The organism is Plantibacter flavus (genome assembly GCF_002024505.1).
Lineage (GTDB): Bacteria > Actinomycetota > Actinomycetes > Actinomycetales > Microbacteriaceae > Plantibacter > Plantibacter flavus_A.
Genome location: NZ_CP019402.1, coordinates 673,133 through 688,654, shown reverse-complemented (window position 1 = coordinate 688,654; position 15,522 = coordinate 673,133). Strand labels below are relative to the sequence as shown.

The window sequence follows — 15,522 nt, the reverse complement described above, 5'->3', positions numbered from 1 at the left end:
CCGGCGTCAGCGCTCTCAGGACCGCTTGCCGCTCTCGCGTCGCAGCACGACGAACCCGGCGACCATGACGACCGCCCCGAGGACGAGGGTGATGATCCGGAAGAACCCGAAGTCGTCGACACCGAAGATCAGGGGCCCGGCGAAGAGGAACGTCGCACCGACGAAGTACCAGACCGAGGTCGTCTGACCGTTGAGTGACGTGGGCGGAGGCGTCGATTCGGGCTCCGCCGCGGCGGGACCGCCCTGGGGCGCCTCGTCCCCGTATGGTGCAGGTTCGGGCTGCGTCGATCCGGTCATCATTCGCTCCGATCCGCGTCGCGCTCGGTGGTGTCCGCGACGTCGAGCCCCACGCTACGCAGCCCTCGAGCGCCGCGAATCCCCCAGGTGACGGAGATCAGGCCTCGCTGGCGAACATCCGTCCGTCTGGGTCGAGTTTCGTCAGGAGGGCGGCGGAGATCTCGCCGAGCTGCTCGATCTGCGCCGGCGTCAGTGCGTCGAGGACCAGGGATCGCACGTGCTCGACGTGGCCCGGCGCAGCCTGGACGACCTTGTCCCAGCCCGCATCGGTGAGCGTCACGTTCGTCGCCCGTCGATCCTCCGGGCACGGTGTCCGCGCCACGAAGCCGGCCTCCTCCAAGCGCGTCAGCACCCGCGACAAGCGGGGCAGCGTCGCATTCGTCCGTGCCGCGAGCGCCGAGGTGCGCAGCGTGCGGCCCGGGGTCTCGGACAGCATCGCGAGCGTGAAGTAGTCGAAATGCGTCAGGTGCTCGTCCCGCGTGAGCTGGAGGTCGAGCGCGGCCGGCAGGAGTTCGAGCACCGCGGCGAAGCGCACCCAGGAGCGTTGCTCGTCGTCGCTCAGCCATCGCGTCTCGGTCATGACTCCAGCGTAGCAATAGTTGCGCCTACAACTAACCGGTGTTACGTTAGTTGTACCAACAACCAATTGACCCGTGACCAGGCGGCCACGAGAAGGAGCATCGTCATGACGAACGTCACCATCTTCGGAACCGGCAACATGGGCAGCGCCATCGCCGGCGTCCTCGCAGCAGGCGGCGCCTCCGTCGACCACCTCGGGTCGGCCGAGACCGGCACCATCACCGGCGACGTCGTCGTCCTCGCGGTCCCCTACCCCGCCCTCGCGACGATCGTCGAGCAGTACGCCGACCAGCTCGCGGGCAAGGTCGTCGTCGACATCACCAACCCCCTCGACTTCTCGACCTTCGACGCCCTCACCGTCCCCGCGGGCAGCTCGGCTGCAGCGGAACTGCAGGCGAAGCTCCCGAGCTCCCACGTCCTCAAGGCCTTCAACACGAACTTCGCCGCGACCCTCGCATCGAAGCAGGTCGGCGACGTGGCCACCACGGTCCTCATCGCCGGGGACGACGCCGACGCCAAGGCCGCACTCCAGCAGCTCGTGACCGCCGGAGGCCTCGAGGCCGTCGACGCCGGGTCGCTGAAGCGCGCCCACGAACTCGAGGCGATCGGCTTCCTGCAGCTCACGCTGGCGGCCTCGGAGAAGATCTCCTGGACCGCGGGGTTCGCGCTCGTCAAGTAGCCATCGGATCGTGATCCGGGAGGAACGATCCTCCCGGATCACGACGGACTGGAGGACGATGGGCGCATGACCTTCCGCACCCTCGCCCCCGGCCAGCGTTCCAGCATCCTGCTCGGCGGGCCGCACGATGATGCGCCCGTGCTCCTCTTCGAGACCGACGAGCTCCTCGTCGAAGCACCGAACTGGTCGCTCGACGGCCGGACGCTGCTCCTCAACGGCAACGGGCGGCTCTGGGCGCTCCCGGTCGACGATCCGACCGCCGGGCTCGCGCCGATCGAGTTCCTCGGCCTCCCCGAACTCAACAACGACCACGTCCTCGACCCCGACGGCGAGCACATCCTCCTCTCGGCGATGGACGGTCACATCTACCGCGGCGCCATCACCGGCGGGCCGGTCACGAAGCTCACCGCCGACGACGACCGGTGGCACTTCCTCCACGGCGTCTCCCCGGACGGCACGCGGATCGCGTACGTCGAGCTCGAAGGCTTCGAGCACCCCGGTCGACTCGCGATCGCTCCGGCGGTCGAGGGCGGCGGCCCCGTCACCGTCCTCGACACCGGCGACGGCCACCTCGACGGTCCGGAATGGTCGCCCGACGGCCGATGGCTGTTCTGCAACACGGAACACTTCGGCACCGGCCCCGGCCATGCGCAGCTCGCGCGGATCCCCGACGCCGGCGGCGAGCTCGAGCAGCTCGTCGTGAGCGACACCGTCGACTGGTTCCCGCACCTCTCCCCCGACGCCCGACTGGCCTCGTACATCGCCTTCCCCGCCGGCACGATCGGGCACCCGGCCGACCTCGACGTCGAGGTCCGGCTCGTTTCGACCGACGACTGGGCGACCCCGCTCCGTCGCTACCCACTGTTCGGCGGGCAGGGCACCCTCAACGTGAACAGCTGGTCCCCCGACAGCTCACGGTTCGCCTTCGTCGCCTACCCGATCGACGACTGAGGCACCGGAACTCCGGGCGCGCGGGCCGTCAGTCGGTACTGTCGGAGCGTGACCGATGCCAGCAGCGCCCACTCCCAGACGCTCTCACGCGGCATCCGGATCCTCGAGGTCCTGGCCGACGCGCGCACCCCGCTCACGATCGACACCCTGAGCGCGACGCTCGGCCTGCACCGGAGTGTCACCTACCGGCTCCTGCGCACGCTCGAAGACCACCGCCTGGTCGTCCGCGACGGTACGGGACGGATCGCACTCGGATCGCGCCTGGCAGCCCTCGCCGCCGGTGTCTCCCACGATCTGCAGGCCGCCGCCCTGCCCGAGCTGACGGCCATCGCGAACGAGCTCGGCATGACCTGCTTCCTCACCGTGCTGGACGGCGACGAGATCGTCACGCTCGTCGGCGTCGAGCCACGGCACACGATGGGGTCGATCGCGCAGCGACCCGGCACCCGGCACCCGGTCGGTGTCGGCGCGCCCGGCAAGGCCATCGCGTCCCGCCTCTCCGAGGCGCAGTGGCCGGACACCCTCGACGACGACCACCGCGCCGAGCTGGCAGCGGTCCGCGAACACGGCTGGGCGTCGAGCCACGACGAGGTCATCACCGGTCTCCGCGCCGTCGCGGTCCCACTCGCTGTGCACGGCTCGCCGGCAGGCGCCCTCGCGGTCGTCTACGTCTCCAGCAGCCGCTCCGAAGCCGACATCGCGGCCCGCCTCATCGAGGGGGCCGCGACCATCGCGTCGTCGGTCTGACCGCGGCTACCTCCGCGCGCCGTAGACCTGACCACGGCTTTGCTCGTCCTCCGCTTCGCCACCGAGCGGGATGCCCGTGCGGTCGCGAAGGAGGAGGGTCGCCGCGAAGGCGATGACGATCATGCCGGCGATGTAGAACGCGACACTCGTCGACGACCCCGTGACCTGCACCAGCCAGGTCGCGATCGTCGGGGCGAACGCTCCGCCGAGGATGGCGCCGATCGCGTAGGTGACCGAGACGCCCGTGTAGCGGATCGATGCGGGGAAGAGCTCGGCGAAGTACGCCGCCTGCGGCCCGTAGGTGAAGCCGTTGCCGATCGTGAACAGCGCGAGCCCGAGGAACAACAGCCACGGGTCACCGGTGTTCACGAGCGGGAAGAGCACGAAGACGGTGGCCAGGAACGCGACCCAGCCGATGATGTAGGTGTTGCGTCGGCCGATCCGGTCGGAGAGCGAGCCCGCGAACCACGTGACGATCAGCCAGACGATGGCCGACCCGGTGACCGCGAGCAGGACCGGTGTCCGCTCCATACCCACCAGGCCGCCGTCGGCGAGCGGCGTCGTCGCGTAGTTCTGGATGTAGCCGCCCGTGGTCATGTAGCCGGCGGCGTTGTTGCCGGCGAAGGTGAGCGCCGCGAGCAGCACGAGCAGCCAGTGGTGCCGGAAGAGCTCGACGATCGGGACCCGGCGACGCTCCTTGTTGCGGGCGAGGGCGACGAAGACGGGGCTCTCGTCGACCTTCCGTCGCACGACGTAACCGACGATGATCAGGACGAAGCTCAGCAGGAACGGGAACCGCCAGCCCCACTCGAGGAACGCCGCGCCGGGCGAGATCACGCCCGTCATGAGGGCGAGCATGCCGGAGGCGAGGAGCAGTCCGATCGGGACGCCGATCTGCGGGAACGCCCCGAACCGGCCGCGGCGGCCGGTGGGCGCGTGCTCGACGGCCATGAGGACGGCGCCGCCCCACTCGCCGCCGGTCGACAACCCCTGCAGGATTCGGAGGAACACGAGCAGGGCGGGGGCGATGATCCCGATCTGGTCGTAGGTCGGCAGCAGACCGATGAGCGTCGTGGCAGCTCCCATGAGGAAGAGCGTGATGACGAGCATCTTCTTCCGGCCGATGCGATCGCCGAAGTGCCCGGCGACGAACGCGCCGAGCGGCCGGAACAGGAAACTGACGCCGACGGTCGCGAACGACAGCAACAGCGCGGCCTGCGGTCCTGCCGGTTGGAAGAAGAGCTGCGAGAAGACGAGTCCGGCGGCGCTCGCGTAGAGGAAGAAGTCGTACCACTCGACCGTGGTGCCGATGACGGTGGCGAAGGCCACGCGCCGGAGTTCCGCGGGCGTCGTCGCTCGCGCCAGTGATGCGGTTGTCATTGTCTCGAGACCCCTTTGTCCGTCGCGGCCCGCCATTGGACCGCCAGAATGTACACCACATCGTATACAATCGTGCTCACCGCGCAAGAGGCAGTCGACGACGACGCACCGTATCGTGATCGCAGGCCGCAGTCGACGCAGATGAGGACGGGACGCGATGCAGGATCACGAACGACAGGCGATCGCCGACGAGCTGGCGGCGGCGCACGAGGAGCGGAGCGTCGTCCCCCTCCTCACCGCCCGGCACCCGGACATGACCGTCGAGGACTCTTATGCCGTGCAGGCGCTCTGGGCCGAACGCCGCGTCGCCGCAGGTCGGCGCGTCGTCGGCCACAAGATCGGTCTCACCTCGAAGGCGATGCAGCAGGCCACCGGGATCTCCGAACCCGACTACGGCGTCATCCTCGACGACCAGGTCTTCGACTCGGGCGCGACGCTCGACTTCGACGCCTACTCCAACGTCCGCGTGGAGGTCGAGCTGGCGTTCGTCCTCGGACGCCCGCTGCAGGGACCGCACTGCACGATCTTCGAGGTGCTCGACGCGACCGACCACATCGTCCCCGCGCTCGAGGTCCTCAACTCCCACATCGAACTCGACGGTCGCACGATCGTCGACACCATCGCCGACAACGCGGCCCTCGGCGCCATGGTGCTCGGCGGAACGCCCGTCCGCCCCGACGCGATCGATCCGCGATGGGTCTCGGCCCTGCTCTACCGAAACCAGACCATCGAGGAGTCCGGGGTCGCCGGCGCCGTCCTCGGGCACCCGGCACTCGGCGTCGCGTGGCTCGCGGGCAAGCTCGCCCAGCACGGCGGGAGTCTCGCCGCCGGGGAGATCATCCTGTCGGGGTCGTTCACGAGACCGATGTGGGTCGAACGGGGCGACACCGTCCACGCCGAATACCAGGGACTGGGAGCCGTGACATGCCGATTCGAATGACCCTGCCGCCGACCTTCGGCGAGCGCCTGCGCACCGCGGACCGACCCCTCGTCGGGATGTGGGTGGTGTCGGGGAGCCCGATCGCGGCGGAGATCGCTGCGGGCAGCGGCCTCGACCTGCTCCTCATCGACGGCGAGCACTCGGCGAACACCCTGGAGAGCATCCAACTGCAGCTGCAGGTGGTCGCCGCTTTCCCGGTGTGTCCGCTGGTGCGGGTGCCGTTCGGCGACGCGGTCGTCATCAAGCGGGTGCTCGACCTCGGGGCGCAGAACCTCATCGTGCCCATGGTGTCGTCGGCCGAGCAGGCGGCGGCGCTCGTGCAGGCCGTGCGCTACCCGCCTCAGGGCGTCCGTGGGGTCGGCAGCGCGCTCGCGAGGTCCTCCCGCTGGAACCGGATCGACGACTACCTCGCGCAGGCGGACGATTCGGTGTCGCTCACGGTGCAGATCGAGTCGGCGGAGGCGGTCGAGCAGGTCGAGGACATCCTCGCGGTCGACGGCGTGGACGCGGTGTTCGTCGGTCCGGCCGACCTCTCGGCGTCGCTCGGACTGCTCGGTCAGCAGGGGCACCCCACCGTGGTCAGCGCTGTCGAGCGGGTGCTCGATGCCGCCGCCGCCGCGGGGAAGTCGGCCGGCGTGAACGCCTTCGACCCCGGCATGGCCGAGCACTACCTCGACCGCGGGGCGTCCTTCGTCCTCGTCGGTGCGGATGTGTCGCTCCTCGCCCGCGCATCCGAGCAGTTGGCGGAGCGCTTCATCGACGGCCGGAGTGATACGAGCCGCAGCGACGGGTACTGACCCTTTCCCACTGCGTCCAGATCGTATACGATTCTGGATACCGACGACGAGGACGTGTGATGAGCAGCCACCAGAGCATCGAAGGTCTCCCGAACAGCGGGGGCGGCAAGATCATCGCCGTCCACCTCAACTACCCGTCACGGGCGGCCCAGCGCGGCCGCACGCCGGAGCACCCCTCGTACTTCCTCAAGCCGTGGTCCTCTGTCTCGAGCACGGGCGGCACCATCGAGCGCCCGGCCGGCGCGGAACTGCTCGCCTTCGAGGGCGAGATCGCGATCATCATCGGTACCGCGGCCCGCCGCGTCCGCGTCGAGGACGCCTGGCAGCACGTCTCGGGCGTCACCGCGGCGAACGACTTCGGGCTCTACGACCTCCGCAGTGCCGACAAGGGGTCGAACCTGCGCTCGAAGGGCGGCGACGGCTACATGCCGCTCGGCCCGTCCGTCATCCCCGCTGAGCAGATCGATCCGGCCGCCCTCCGCGTGCGCACCTGGGTCAACGGTGTCGTGGTCCAGGACGACACGAGCGACACGCTGCTCTTCCCGTTCGCCCAGCTCATCGCCGACCTCTCGCAGCTCTCGACGCTCGAGCCCGGCGACGTCATCCTCACCGGCACACCCGCCGGCTCCTCCGTCGTCGTGCCTGGCGACGTCATCGAGGTCGAGGTCGACGCACCGACCGCACCAGGCACCCCGACGAGCGGTCGACTCGTGACGACGGTCGTCGAGGGCACCGAGCCCTTCGGCGGGTTCGGCGCCAAGCCGGCCGTCGACGACCATCAGCGGATCGAGGCCTGGGGGGACGCTGCGGCGGCAGGTCTGCCTGCACCGACTGAGCCTCCCACCGCTGCATCGCCCGCCGAACCGCTCGACCCCGCGGTCGCCGAACAGCTCGCCTCGGTCTCGACGGCGACACTCAGCGCCAAGCTGCGGGCTCGCGGGTACACCGAGGTCTTCATCGAGGGCGTCCACGCCTCGCGACCGGGCACGCGCATGGTCGGTGTGGCCCGCACCCTCCGCTTCGTCGCCTACCGGCCCGACCTCTTCGCCGAGCGCGGCAACGGCTTCAACGCGCAGAAGCGTGTCTTCGACACCGTCGAGGCCGGAGAGGTCATCGTGATCGAGGCACGCGGCGAGCGCGGCACGGGCACCGTCGGCGACGTCCTCGCACTTCGGGCGCAGCAGCGCGGAGCGGCCGGGGTCGTCACCGACGGCGGCATCCGCGATGCCGAGCAGGTCGCGGCGTTCGACCTGCCGACCTTCTCACAGGGCCCGCACCCGTCCGTCCTCGGGCGCCGCCATGTGCCGTGGGAGATCGACGTCGCGGTCACCTGCGGCGGGGCGACGGTCCTGCCCGGCGACGTGATCGTCGGGGACGGTGACGGCGTCATCGCGATCCCCCGGGCGCTCGCCGTCGAGGTCGCCGCGGAGGGGGTCGTGCAGGAGGCGGAGGACGCCTGGATCGCCGAGCAGGTCCGTGGCGGTGCCGCGGTCGACGGCCTCTTCCCGCTGAACGCCGAGTGGCGGACGCGATACGAGAGCGAGCAGGGACGATGAGCGGACCGCACCCGACGACCGGGCAGGAAGCGTCGCTCAGCAAGTCCGAGCGCGCCTACCGGTTCATCCGCGAGGCCATCGACGAGGGGCGCTTCGTCCCCGGGTACCGGCTGGTGCTCGGCCAGATCGCCGGTGAGCTCGACATCAGCGTGGTCCCGGTGCGCGAGGCGATCCGGCGGCTGGAGGCCGAGGGGCTCGTGACGTTCGAGCGCAACGTCGGCGCGCAGGTCGCGATGCTGCACGAGACCGAGTACCTCTTCACGATGCAGACGCTCGCCCTCGTCGAGGGCGCAGCGACCTCGATGAGCGCCGCCTACCTCACCGACGACCACCTGGCCCGCGCCCGCGAGATCAACGAGCGGATGCGCCGCACGCTCGACGACTTCGACCCGCACGCGTTCACGGCGCTGAACCTGGAGTTCCACACCGTCCTCTTCGAGGAGTGCCCGAACCCGCACGTCCTCGACCTCGTCCATCGCGGCTGGCGGCGGCTGAACGCGCTCCGCGACTCCACGTTCAGCTTCGTGCCCGGCCGCGCGCGGGAGTCGGTCGCAGAGCACGACGGCATCCTCGAACTCATCGCCGCCGGCGCGCAGCCGCTCGAGATCGAGATCGCCGCCCGCGACCACCGCACCGCGACCCTCGACGCCATGCTCGCGTACCAGGCGGAGCACCAGCCGCCCACCACGGCCCGCCCGCCGTCGTCACCGCCGTCCACCACCGACCGGAGGAACCACCCATGACCCAGCACGTTCCGGCAGCGTTGCCCGACCGTATCCGGCACTACATCGACGGCGCGTTCGTCGACTCGGTCGACGGCGACACCTTCGACGTCCTCGACCCGGTGTCGAACGAGACCTACGTCCAGGCCGCCGCCGGCAAGCAGGCCGACATCGACCTCGCCGTCGCCGCAGCCAAGCGCGCCTTCGACGAGGGTCCGTGGCCGCGGCTCCTCCCCCGCGAGCGCAGCCGGATCCTGCACCGGGTCGCCGACGCCGTCGAAGCGCAGGACGCCCGCCTCGCGGAGCTGGAGAGCTTCGACACCGGGCTGCCGATCACGCAGGCGCTCGGTCAGGCGAAGCGCGCCGCCGAGAACTTCCGGTTCTTCGCCGATCTGATCGTCGCCCAGCACGACGACACCTACAAGGTCCCGGGGCGGCAGGTCAACTACGTCAACCGCAAGCCCATCGGTGTCGCGGGGCTCATCACGCCGTGGAACACGCCGTTCATGCTCGAGAGCTGGAAGCTCGCTCCGGCCCTCGCGACCGGCAACACGGTCGTCCTGAAGCCGGCGGAGTTCACCCCGCTCTCGGCGAGCCTGTGGGCGGACATCTTCCGCGACGCCGGCGTGCCCGACGGCGTGTTCAACCTCGTGAACGGGCTCGGCGAGGACGCCGGCGACGCCCTCGTGAAGCACCCGGACGTGCCGCTCATCTCGTTCACCGGCGAGAGCAGCACCGGTCAGCTCATCTTCGCGAACGCCGCGCCGTTCCTGAAGGGGCTCTCGATGGAGCTCGGCGGCAAGTCACCGGCCATCGTGTTCGCCGACGCCGACCTCGACGACGCCCTCGACGCGACGGTGTTCGGGGTGTTCTCGTTGAACGGTGAGCGCTGCACCGCCGGCAGCCGCGTCCTCGTCGAGCGGAGTGTCTACGACGACTTCGTCGAGCGCTACGCCGAACGTGCCCGCAACATCGTCGTCGGACATCCGAGCGACCCGGCCACCGAGGTCGGCGCGCTCGTGCACCCCGAGCACTACGAGAAGGTCATGGGCTACGTCGAGATCGGCAAGACCGAGGGCCGCCTCGTCGCCGGTGGTGGTCGCCCCGAGGGATTCCCGACCGGCAACTACGTCGCGCCGACGGTCTTCGCCGACGTCCCGCCGACCGCCCGCATCTTCCAGGAGGAGATCTTCGGGCCGGTCGTCGCCATCACCCCGTTCGACTCCGACGAGGAGGCGCTCGCCCTCGCGAACGACACGAAGTACGGGCTCGCCGCGTACATCTGGACGAACGACCTCAAGCGGGCTCACACCTTCTCCCAGAACGTGCAGGCCGGGATGGTGTGGCTGAACTCGAACAACGTGCGCGACCTCCGCACGCCGTTCGGCGGCGTGAAGGCGTCGGGGCTGGGTCACGAGGGCGGCTACCGCTCGATCGACTTCTACACCGACCAGCAGGCGGTGCACATCACGCTGAACCAGGCGCACTCCCCGCGCTTCGGCACGGGCGGGCCGCTGCAGGCCGCGCACTGACCGCTCCCGGTCGACCTCCACCCAGCAACCGAGATCAGCAAGGACGCAGATCATGTCGAACCCCATCACCCCGTCATCGGCCGAGCCCGTCGTGACCGCCACCGACCCGATCCCCGTGCCGGTGAACCGCATCCCGACACCCGCCGCCACCCCGCCTGACATCCTCCGCTGTGCGTACATGGAGATCGTCGTCACGGATCTCGCCGCGAGCCGGAAGTTCTACGTCGACGTGCTCGACCTCGTGGTCACGGAGGAGGATGAGCACACCGTCTACCTGCGGAGCTTCGAGGAGTTCATCCACCACAACCTCGTGCTGCGGCAGGGGCCGGTGGCGGCGGTCGCGGCGTTCAGCTACCGGGTGCGGAGTCCTGAGGACCTCGACCGCGCGGTCGCCTTCTACACGGAGCTCGGGTGCCGGGTGGAGCGTCGTGCCGAGGGGTATGTGCAGGGCATCGGCGACTCGGTGCGCGTCGAGGATCCGCTCGGGTTCCCCGTCGAGTTCTTCTACGACGTGGAGCACGTCGAGCGGTTGGCGTGGCGCTACGACCTGTACACGCCGGGTGCGCTCGTGCGGCTCGACCACTTCAACCAGGTGACGCCTGACGTGCCGCGGGCGGTCGCGTACATGGAGGACCTCGGGTTCCGCGTCACGGAGGACATCCAGGACGAGGCCGGGACGACGTACGCGGCGTGGATGCGGCGGAAACCGACCGTCCACGACACCGCGATGACGGGCGGTGACGGACCGCGCATGCACCACGTGGCGTTCGCGACGCATGAGAAGCACAACATCATCGCGATCTGCGACAAGCTCGGCGCGCTGCGGATGTCGGACGTCATCGAGCGCGGCCCCGGACGACACGGCGTCTCGAACGCGTTCTACCTGTACATCCGCGACCCCGACGGCCACCGGATCGAGATCTACACCCAGGACTACTACACGGGCGACCCCGACAACCCGGTGGTCACGTGGGACGTGCACGACAACCAGCGTCGCGACTGGTGGGGCAATGCCGTCGTGCCGAGTTGGTACACGGACGCGTCGCTCGTGCTCGACCTCGACGGCGAGCCGAAGCCGGTGGTCTCCAGGTCCGACGACTCCGAGCTCGAGGTCACGATCGGCGCCGACGGCTTCTCCTACACCCGCAAGGGCGACGAGGCGCAGGGCTTCAAGCTCGGCAACACCCTCTAGGCCTCGGTTCATTCGCCCATCTTTGGGCGACCCAGTACTCGCTCGCCCAAAGATGGGCGAATGAACCGGGCTAGGGGGAACCTCCCGAATCACCCCTGCACTGGGGGCAACACCACTCTCGGAAGTCGGTCGCTCGACTGCCATGCTCAGATCGTGACCACATCAGAACCGCTGGGGGGCGGCTCACAGCAGCCCGACCCCGCATACGCACAGCAGCCGACCGCGCCCTACACGAACCCGTACGCACCGACGGCCCAGTACACCGACACCACGGCACCGCCGCCCTACGGCCAGCAGCCGTACGGTCAGCTTCCACAGCAGACACCGCCGCGTTCGACTTCGGCAGGGCTCGCGATCGCGGCCCTGATCGTCGGTATCGTCGCGTTCCTCATGGGCCTCATCCCCGTCGCCGGTGCACTCGTCGGAATCGCGGCGATCGTCCTGGCGGTACTCGCACTGCAGAAGCGACAGTCCAAGGGGCTCGCGGTCACCGGTCTCATCCTCGGAGCCGTCGCGACCATCGCATCATTCGGCACCCTCGTCGGAATCGGCGCAGCGGTGAACAGTGTGTCCGATGACAAGCCTGCTGCGATCGTGGAGACCTCGACGCCGGCCGACGAAGCGGCCAAGCCGGTCGAGACGACTGCGCCCGTCGCCGAGACTCCGGTTCCCGCAGCTCCTGCTGCACCCGCGGTGCCCGTCGAGTACCAGTCCGCGCTGATCAAGGCGAAGAGCTACTCGGACCTCATGCACATGAGTAAGGCCGGCATCTACGACCAGCTGACCTCCGAATACGGCGAACAGTTTTCACCAGAGGCGGGCCAGTACGCCGTCGACAACCTGCAGGCCGACTACAACGCGAACGCGCTCGCGAAGGCGAAGTCCTACCAGGAGACCATGTCGATGTCGCCCGAAGCGATCCGCGACCAGCTGACCAGCGAGTACGGCGAGAAGTTCACGCCCGAAGAGGCCGACTACGCGATCCTGCACCTCAACGACTGACTGAGGTGAGGCAGATCGTCGCTCAAGTCTTGTGCGTGCGACGATCTGCCTCACTTCGCGGGCTCGATGCACTGCCACTTCCCTATGCTGGCTGGATGATGAGCCCGGTCGGCTACACCTCCTTCGCCGGATCCGCACCCGACGGCGTGTGGGGTCAGGTCACGCAGCTGTTCGTCGCGGCGTTCACCGCCGAGCCGTACAACGAGGACGCGATCGATCTCGCGACCATCCGGCAGTGGGGCCCGGAGCATCTCGGGCACCGCGGCGGGCGCCTCGTGATCGCCACGGTCGACAGCCGGATCGTGGGCTTCGCGCTCGCCCACGGCCTCGACGCCGACCCCGCCTGGCTCGGCATCCTGGCGCAACTGGCCGACTCCAGCAGCACTACTTCGACTGCGATCGCGCGTCCGGTGGACGCCGTCGTCGTCCACGAGCTCGCCGTCTCGGAGGATCAGCGCGGACGTGGGATCGCCCGCGGGTGCCTGGCTGCGGTCTTGCAGGAGCGCACCGAGTCGACGACCTTCATCGGCGTCTACGAGCGCGCGACCGACGCCGCGTCGATGTACCACCGCTGGGGGCTCAGCGAACTCGGTCGCGTACCGATGCCTGGCGACGCGATAGCCCTCCGCGTCCTGTCCGCACCCACGACCGAGCTGGTTTCGCGCCTGCGGTCCGCCGACCCGGCGTCGGCGCGGATGACCCGGCGGACGCTCTGGCTCAGCCCGTGGGAGTGGGACTGTTGCGGCGGACCCTTGGAAACCGGCCAACCGGTGACCTTCTCGGTCTGGCCCGTCGACGATGGACAGCGGACCTGGCTGACCGAGGAGATCGGGGCGGATCTGACGGCGCGGATCGACGGTGTCGAGATGCACCACGAAGAGGACGCCGCACCGCAGCGGCTGACGGGCAGGCTGGCGAAGCTGTCGAGGGTTTCGATCCCCTCGCGCCGCGTCCACACCAAGCGAGCACCGTTGCCGCTTGGAGTTCTGCCCGCGGCGAGGCGCCTCGTTGGGCCACCAGGCAGCGGCGTGTACATCGGCGTAGCGGTCTCCGACGACGTCACCCACCATGAGACCGTGCCCGGACCGCCCATCGTCGAGGAGACACCGCGGATCCCGCTCACGCGCGGGATCGATCACCCCGACGCCCAAGCAGCGGCAGAGGCAGCTGCGGCCGCGGCACGCGCAGCGGCGCAGGCGGCGGAAGCTGCCGCTCGAGCGGCGCAGACGGCCGGCCCGCCACCACCCGGCGAGGTCGAACCCCGACTGGTCGGCTATCTCGTCGAACTCGAACTGGACGTCGACTGAGCAGGATCTTCGCGACTCAGCCCGCTCGGCGCAGGCCCCGGAGCGTCGCGGCGATGAGCCGTTCCGCCCGCTCCGGGGTCATCCGGTCCGACTGCTCCGCCGCTCGCGCGACCGCGATGCCGTCGAGCACCGCGAGCAGGAGTGCCGCATCGTCCGCAGCCAAGCTGTCGTCAGGGAACGCTGCGACGAGCAGCCGCAGGAGGACCTCCTCGGTGCGGGCCCAGTCGACGGCGTGGATCGCTCGCACCTCGGTCTCCGTGCTCGCCCGCGCGGCGAAGGCGACCCAGACGATCCCATCGGTCAGGTCGTCGCCCTCGATGCAGGCGATCTCACGACAGAAGATCCGAAGTCGCTCCTCCTCGGACGCCACGGCCTCGAGCCGCGCCGCCACGCGCCGACGGAACCGCTCGTTGACCTCGGTCATCGCCGCGACGACCAGTCGGTCCTTCGTCGGGAAGTGATGCTGGACCGCGCCGACGGAGACCCCGGCTTTGCCAGCGACGGTGCGGATGGTCAGGGCATCGGCTCCGCGCGACGCCATGATGCGCAGCAGTGCATCGAGGATCCGATCCCTGTTCGTGTCCTGCTCGGTCATCGCCTCCGCTTTCGCCGTCGCCCACTCGACAGGGTACGGTCATCTCATGACCAATACGAGCGTATTGCCACCGTCGCGTCCGAGCAACCGACGGATCGCCGCACTCGACGTCGTCCGCGGACTCGCCATCCTCGGCACGCTCGGCACCAACATCTGGCTGTTCTCGCACCCCTGGGGCATGGTCGGCATGCTCTCGGCCCCGGTGACGCCGGAGACCGGCCCCGCGGCGGGCACGATCCAGCTCGCCCTCATGGCACTCACTCAGGGCAAGTTCCTCGCTCTGCTGACCCTGATGTTCGGCGCCGGACTCGCGATCCAGCACGCCGCGGCACGCCGACGCGAGCAGCGCTGGCCGGGCCGGTACCTGTGGCGCGCCACCCTGCTCCTCATCGACGGTGCCGTGAACTACGTCCTCATCGCGGAGTTCGACGTCCTCATGGGTTATGCGGTCACCGGCGCCATCGTCGCCTGGCTCCTGCTCACGAGGCCCCGCGCCCAGCGCGCCATGATCGCCGCCTTCGGGGCGCTGCACGTCCTCCTCATCACCGCGATCGTCGCGTTCATCGCCACGACGCCGACGATCTCGGGCGACCTCTCCCTCCCCGCCGGACCGAGCCCGTACGCCACTGACTCGTTCCTCGGCCTGGCGGCCTTCCGACTCGAGAACGTGGGGGTCTTCCGCGCGGAGCCCGTGCTGATCGGGTTCCTCACGCTCGCGATGTTCCTCGCCGGCGCACACCTCTTCCAAGCCGGGGTCTTCGGGGAGACCGGCGGTCGACTCCGACGCCGCCTGATGATCGTCGGTGCCTGCGCGCTGCCGGTCGACCTGCTCCTGGGGATCTCGGGCGGCACCGCAGGACTCCTCGCGGAACGCTACCTGGCCGCGCCGCTCGTGGCGCTCGGCATCCTCGGCGCCACCGTCGAGCTCTGTCGTCGCTTCGGTACCGATGGCTGGATCGCCGTACGCCTGCGCGAACTCGGGAGGGTCGCGCTCAGCGCCTACCTCCTGCAGAACCTCCTCGGCGGCGCGCTCTTCTACGGCTGGGGGTTGGGCCTCGCCGAACACACGACCGCCTGGCGTGTCCCGATCACCGTGGCTGCGTTCGTCGTCATCGCCGCGCTCGTGACCGGCTTCGCCCACCTCTGGCTCCGACGGTTCGCACTCGGCCCCGTTGAATGGCTCTGGAAACGCGGCGCGGAGCTCGGGTCGAAGCGGCCGGAGGGCCGACCCTCGCTACGGTGAGAC

Annotated in this window: 16 protein-coding genes; 12 read left to right on the top strand and 4 right to left on the bottom strand. The window is 69.6% G+C overall.

What is annotated here, in order from left to right:
* Positions 1-15: 15 nt before the first annotated feature.
* Together BWO91_RS03235 and BWO91_RS03230 are read right to left on the bottom strand one after the other, a co-directional pair.
* Complete coding sequence (locus BWO91_RS03235; RefSeq protein WP_153303369.1) at positions 16-297, bottom strand: hypothetical protein; 282 nt, start codon at positions 295-297, stop codon at positions 16-18.
* A gap of 97 nt (positions 298-394) precedes the next feature.
* Positions 395-877, bottom strand: a complete 483-nt coding sequence (locus BWO91_RS03230) for a MarR family winged helix-turn-helix transcriptional regulator (protein WP_079001201.1) — start codon at positions 875-877, stop codon at positions 395-397.
* Positions 878-982: 105 nt separating this feature from the next.
* Between BWO91_RS03230 and BWO91_RS03225 the strand changes: the two genes are divergently transcribed.
* The 3 genes from BWO91_RS03225 to BWO91_RS03215 all read left to right on the top strand — a co-directional run bounded on the left by BWO91_RS03225 (position 983) and on the right by BWO91_RS03215 (position 3,253).
* Positions 983-1,555: an NADPH-dependent F420 reductase gene (locus tag BWO91_RS03225; protein WP_079001200.1), complete on the top strand. Its 573-nt coding sequence runs from the start codon at positions 983-985 to the stop codon at positions 1,553-1,555.
* 66 nt (positions 1,556-1,621) lie between these two features.
* Entirely contained in the window at positions 1,622-2,506 is an 885-nt protein-coding gene (locus BWO91_RS03220) for a TolB family protein (RefSeq protein ID WP_079001198.1), read from the top strand.
* A 48-nt stretch (positions 2,507-2,554) separates the two neighbouring features.
* A complete protein-coding gene (locus BWO91_RS03215) occupies positions 2,555-3,253 on the top strand; it encodes an IclR family transcriptional regulator (protein ID WP_079001196.1) in 699 nt (232 codons plus the stop codon).
* 6 nt (positions 3,254-3,259) lie between these two features.
* Here BWO91_RS03215 and BWO91_RS03210 read toward each other — a convergent pair whose 3' ends face one another.
* Positions 3,260-4,633, bottom strand: a complete 1,374-nt coding sequence (locus BWO91_RS03210) for an MFS transporter (protein ID WP_079001194.1) — start codon at positions 4,631-4,633, stop codon at positions 3,260-3,262.
* 157 nt (positions 4,634-4,790) lie between these two features.
* Here BWO91_RS03210 and BWO91_RS03205 point away from each other — a divergent pair, with 157 nt between their 5' ends.
* The 8 genes from BWO91_RS03205 (at position 4,791) to BWO91_RS03170 (ending at position 13,681) form a co-directional block, all read left to right on the top strand.
* Positions 4,791-5,573, top strand: coding sequence for a 2-keto-4-pentenoate hydratase (locus BWO91_RS03205; protein ID WP_079001192.1), 783 nt, complete (start codon positions 4,791-4,793; stop codon positions 5,571-5,573).
* Positions 5,558-6,370: an HpcH/HpaI aldolase family protein gene (locus BWO91_RS03200; RefSeq protein WP_079001190.1), complete on the top strand. Its 813-nt coding sequence runs from the start codon at positions 5,558-5,560 to the stop codon at positions 6,368-6,370. The genes BWO91_RS03205 and BWO91_RS03200 overlap by 16 nt, the downstream gene beginning before the upstream one ends.
* Positions 6,371-6,429: 59 nt before the next feature.
* Positions 6,430-7,926 (top strand): fumarylacetoacetate hydrolase family protein, encoded by a 1,497-nt coding sequence (locus tag BWO91_RS03195; RefSeq protein ID WP_079001188.1) that lies wholly within the window; start codon positions 6,430-6,432, stop codon positions 7,924-7,926.
* On the top strand, positions 7,923-8,669 hold the full coding sequence (locus BWO91_RS03190; RefSeq protein ID WP_071261785.1) for a GntR family transcriptional regulator: 747 nt from the start codon (positions 7,923-7,925) through the stop codon (positions 8,667-8,669). The genes BWO91_RS03195 and BWO91_RS03190 overlap by 4 nt, the downstream gene beginning before the upstream one ends.
* Complete coding sequence (gene hpaE / locus BWO91_RS03185; RefSeq protein WP_079001186.1) at positions 8,666-10,180, top strand: 5-carboxymethyl-2-hydroxymuconate semialdehyde dehydrogenase; 1,515 nt, start codon at positions 8,666-8,668, stop codon at positions 10,178-10,180. Before BWO91_RS03190 ends, hpaE begins: the two co-directional genes overlap by 4 nt.
* A 52-nt stretch (positions 10,181-10,232) precedes the next feature.
* On the top strand, positions 10,233-11,372 hold the full coding sequence (gene hpaD / locus BWO91_RS03180; RefSeq protein WP_079001184.1) for a 3,4-dihydroxyphenylacetate 2,3-dioxygenase: 1,140 nt from the start codon (positions 10,233-10,235) through the stop codon (positions 11,370-11,372).
* A gap of 153 nt (positions 11,373-11,525) precedes the next feature.
* On the top strand, positions 11,526-12,374 hold the full coding sequence (locus tag BWO91_RS03175) for an Ltp family lipoprotein (RefSeq protein WP_240555661.1): 849 nt from the start codon (positions 11,526-11,528) through the stop codon (positions 12,372-12,374).
* 95 nt (positions 12,375-12,469) lie between these two features.
* Positions 12,470-13,681 carry a GNAT family N-acetyltransferase gene (locus tag BWO91_RS03170; RefSeq protein ID WP_079001182.1) on the top strand — a complete coding sequence of 404 codons (1,212 nt, stop codon included), beginning with the start codon at positions 12,470-12,472 and terminating at the stop codon, positions 13,679-13,681.
* A 16-nt stretch (positions 13,682-13,697) separates the two neighbouring features.
* Here the strand turns inward: BWO91_RS03170 and BWO91_RS03165 are convergent, their stop codons facing one another.
* Positions 13,698-14,276, bottom strand: a complete 579-nt coding sequence (locus BWO91_RS03165) for a TetR/AcrR family transcriptional regulator (RefSeq protein ID WP_079001181.1) — start codon at positions 14,274-14,276, stop codon at positions 13,698-13,700.
* A gap of 46 nt (positions 14,277-14,322) precedes the next feature.
* Here BWO91_RS03165 and BWO91_RS03160 point away from each other — a divergent pair, with 46 nt between their 5' ends.
* Complete coding sequence (locus tag BWO91_RS03160) at positions 14,323-15,519, top strand: DUF418 domain-containing protein (RefSeq protein ID WP_079001178.1); 1,197 nt, start codon at positions 14,323-14,325, stop codon at positions 15,517-15,519.
* Positions 15,520-15,522: the final 3 nt, after the last annotated feature.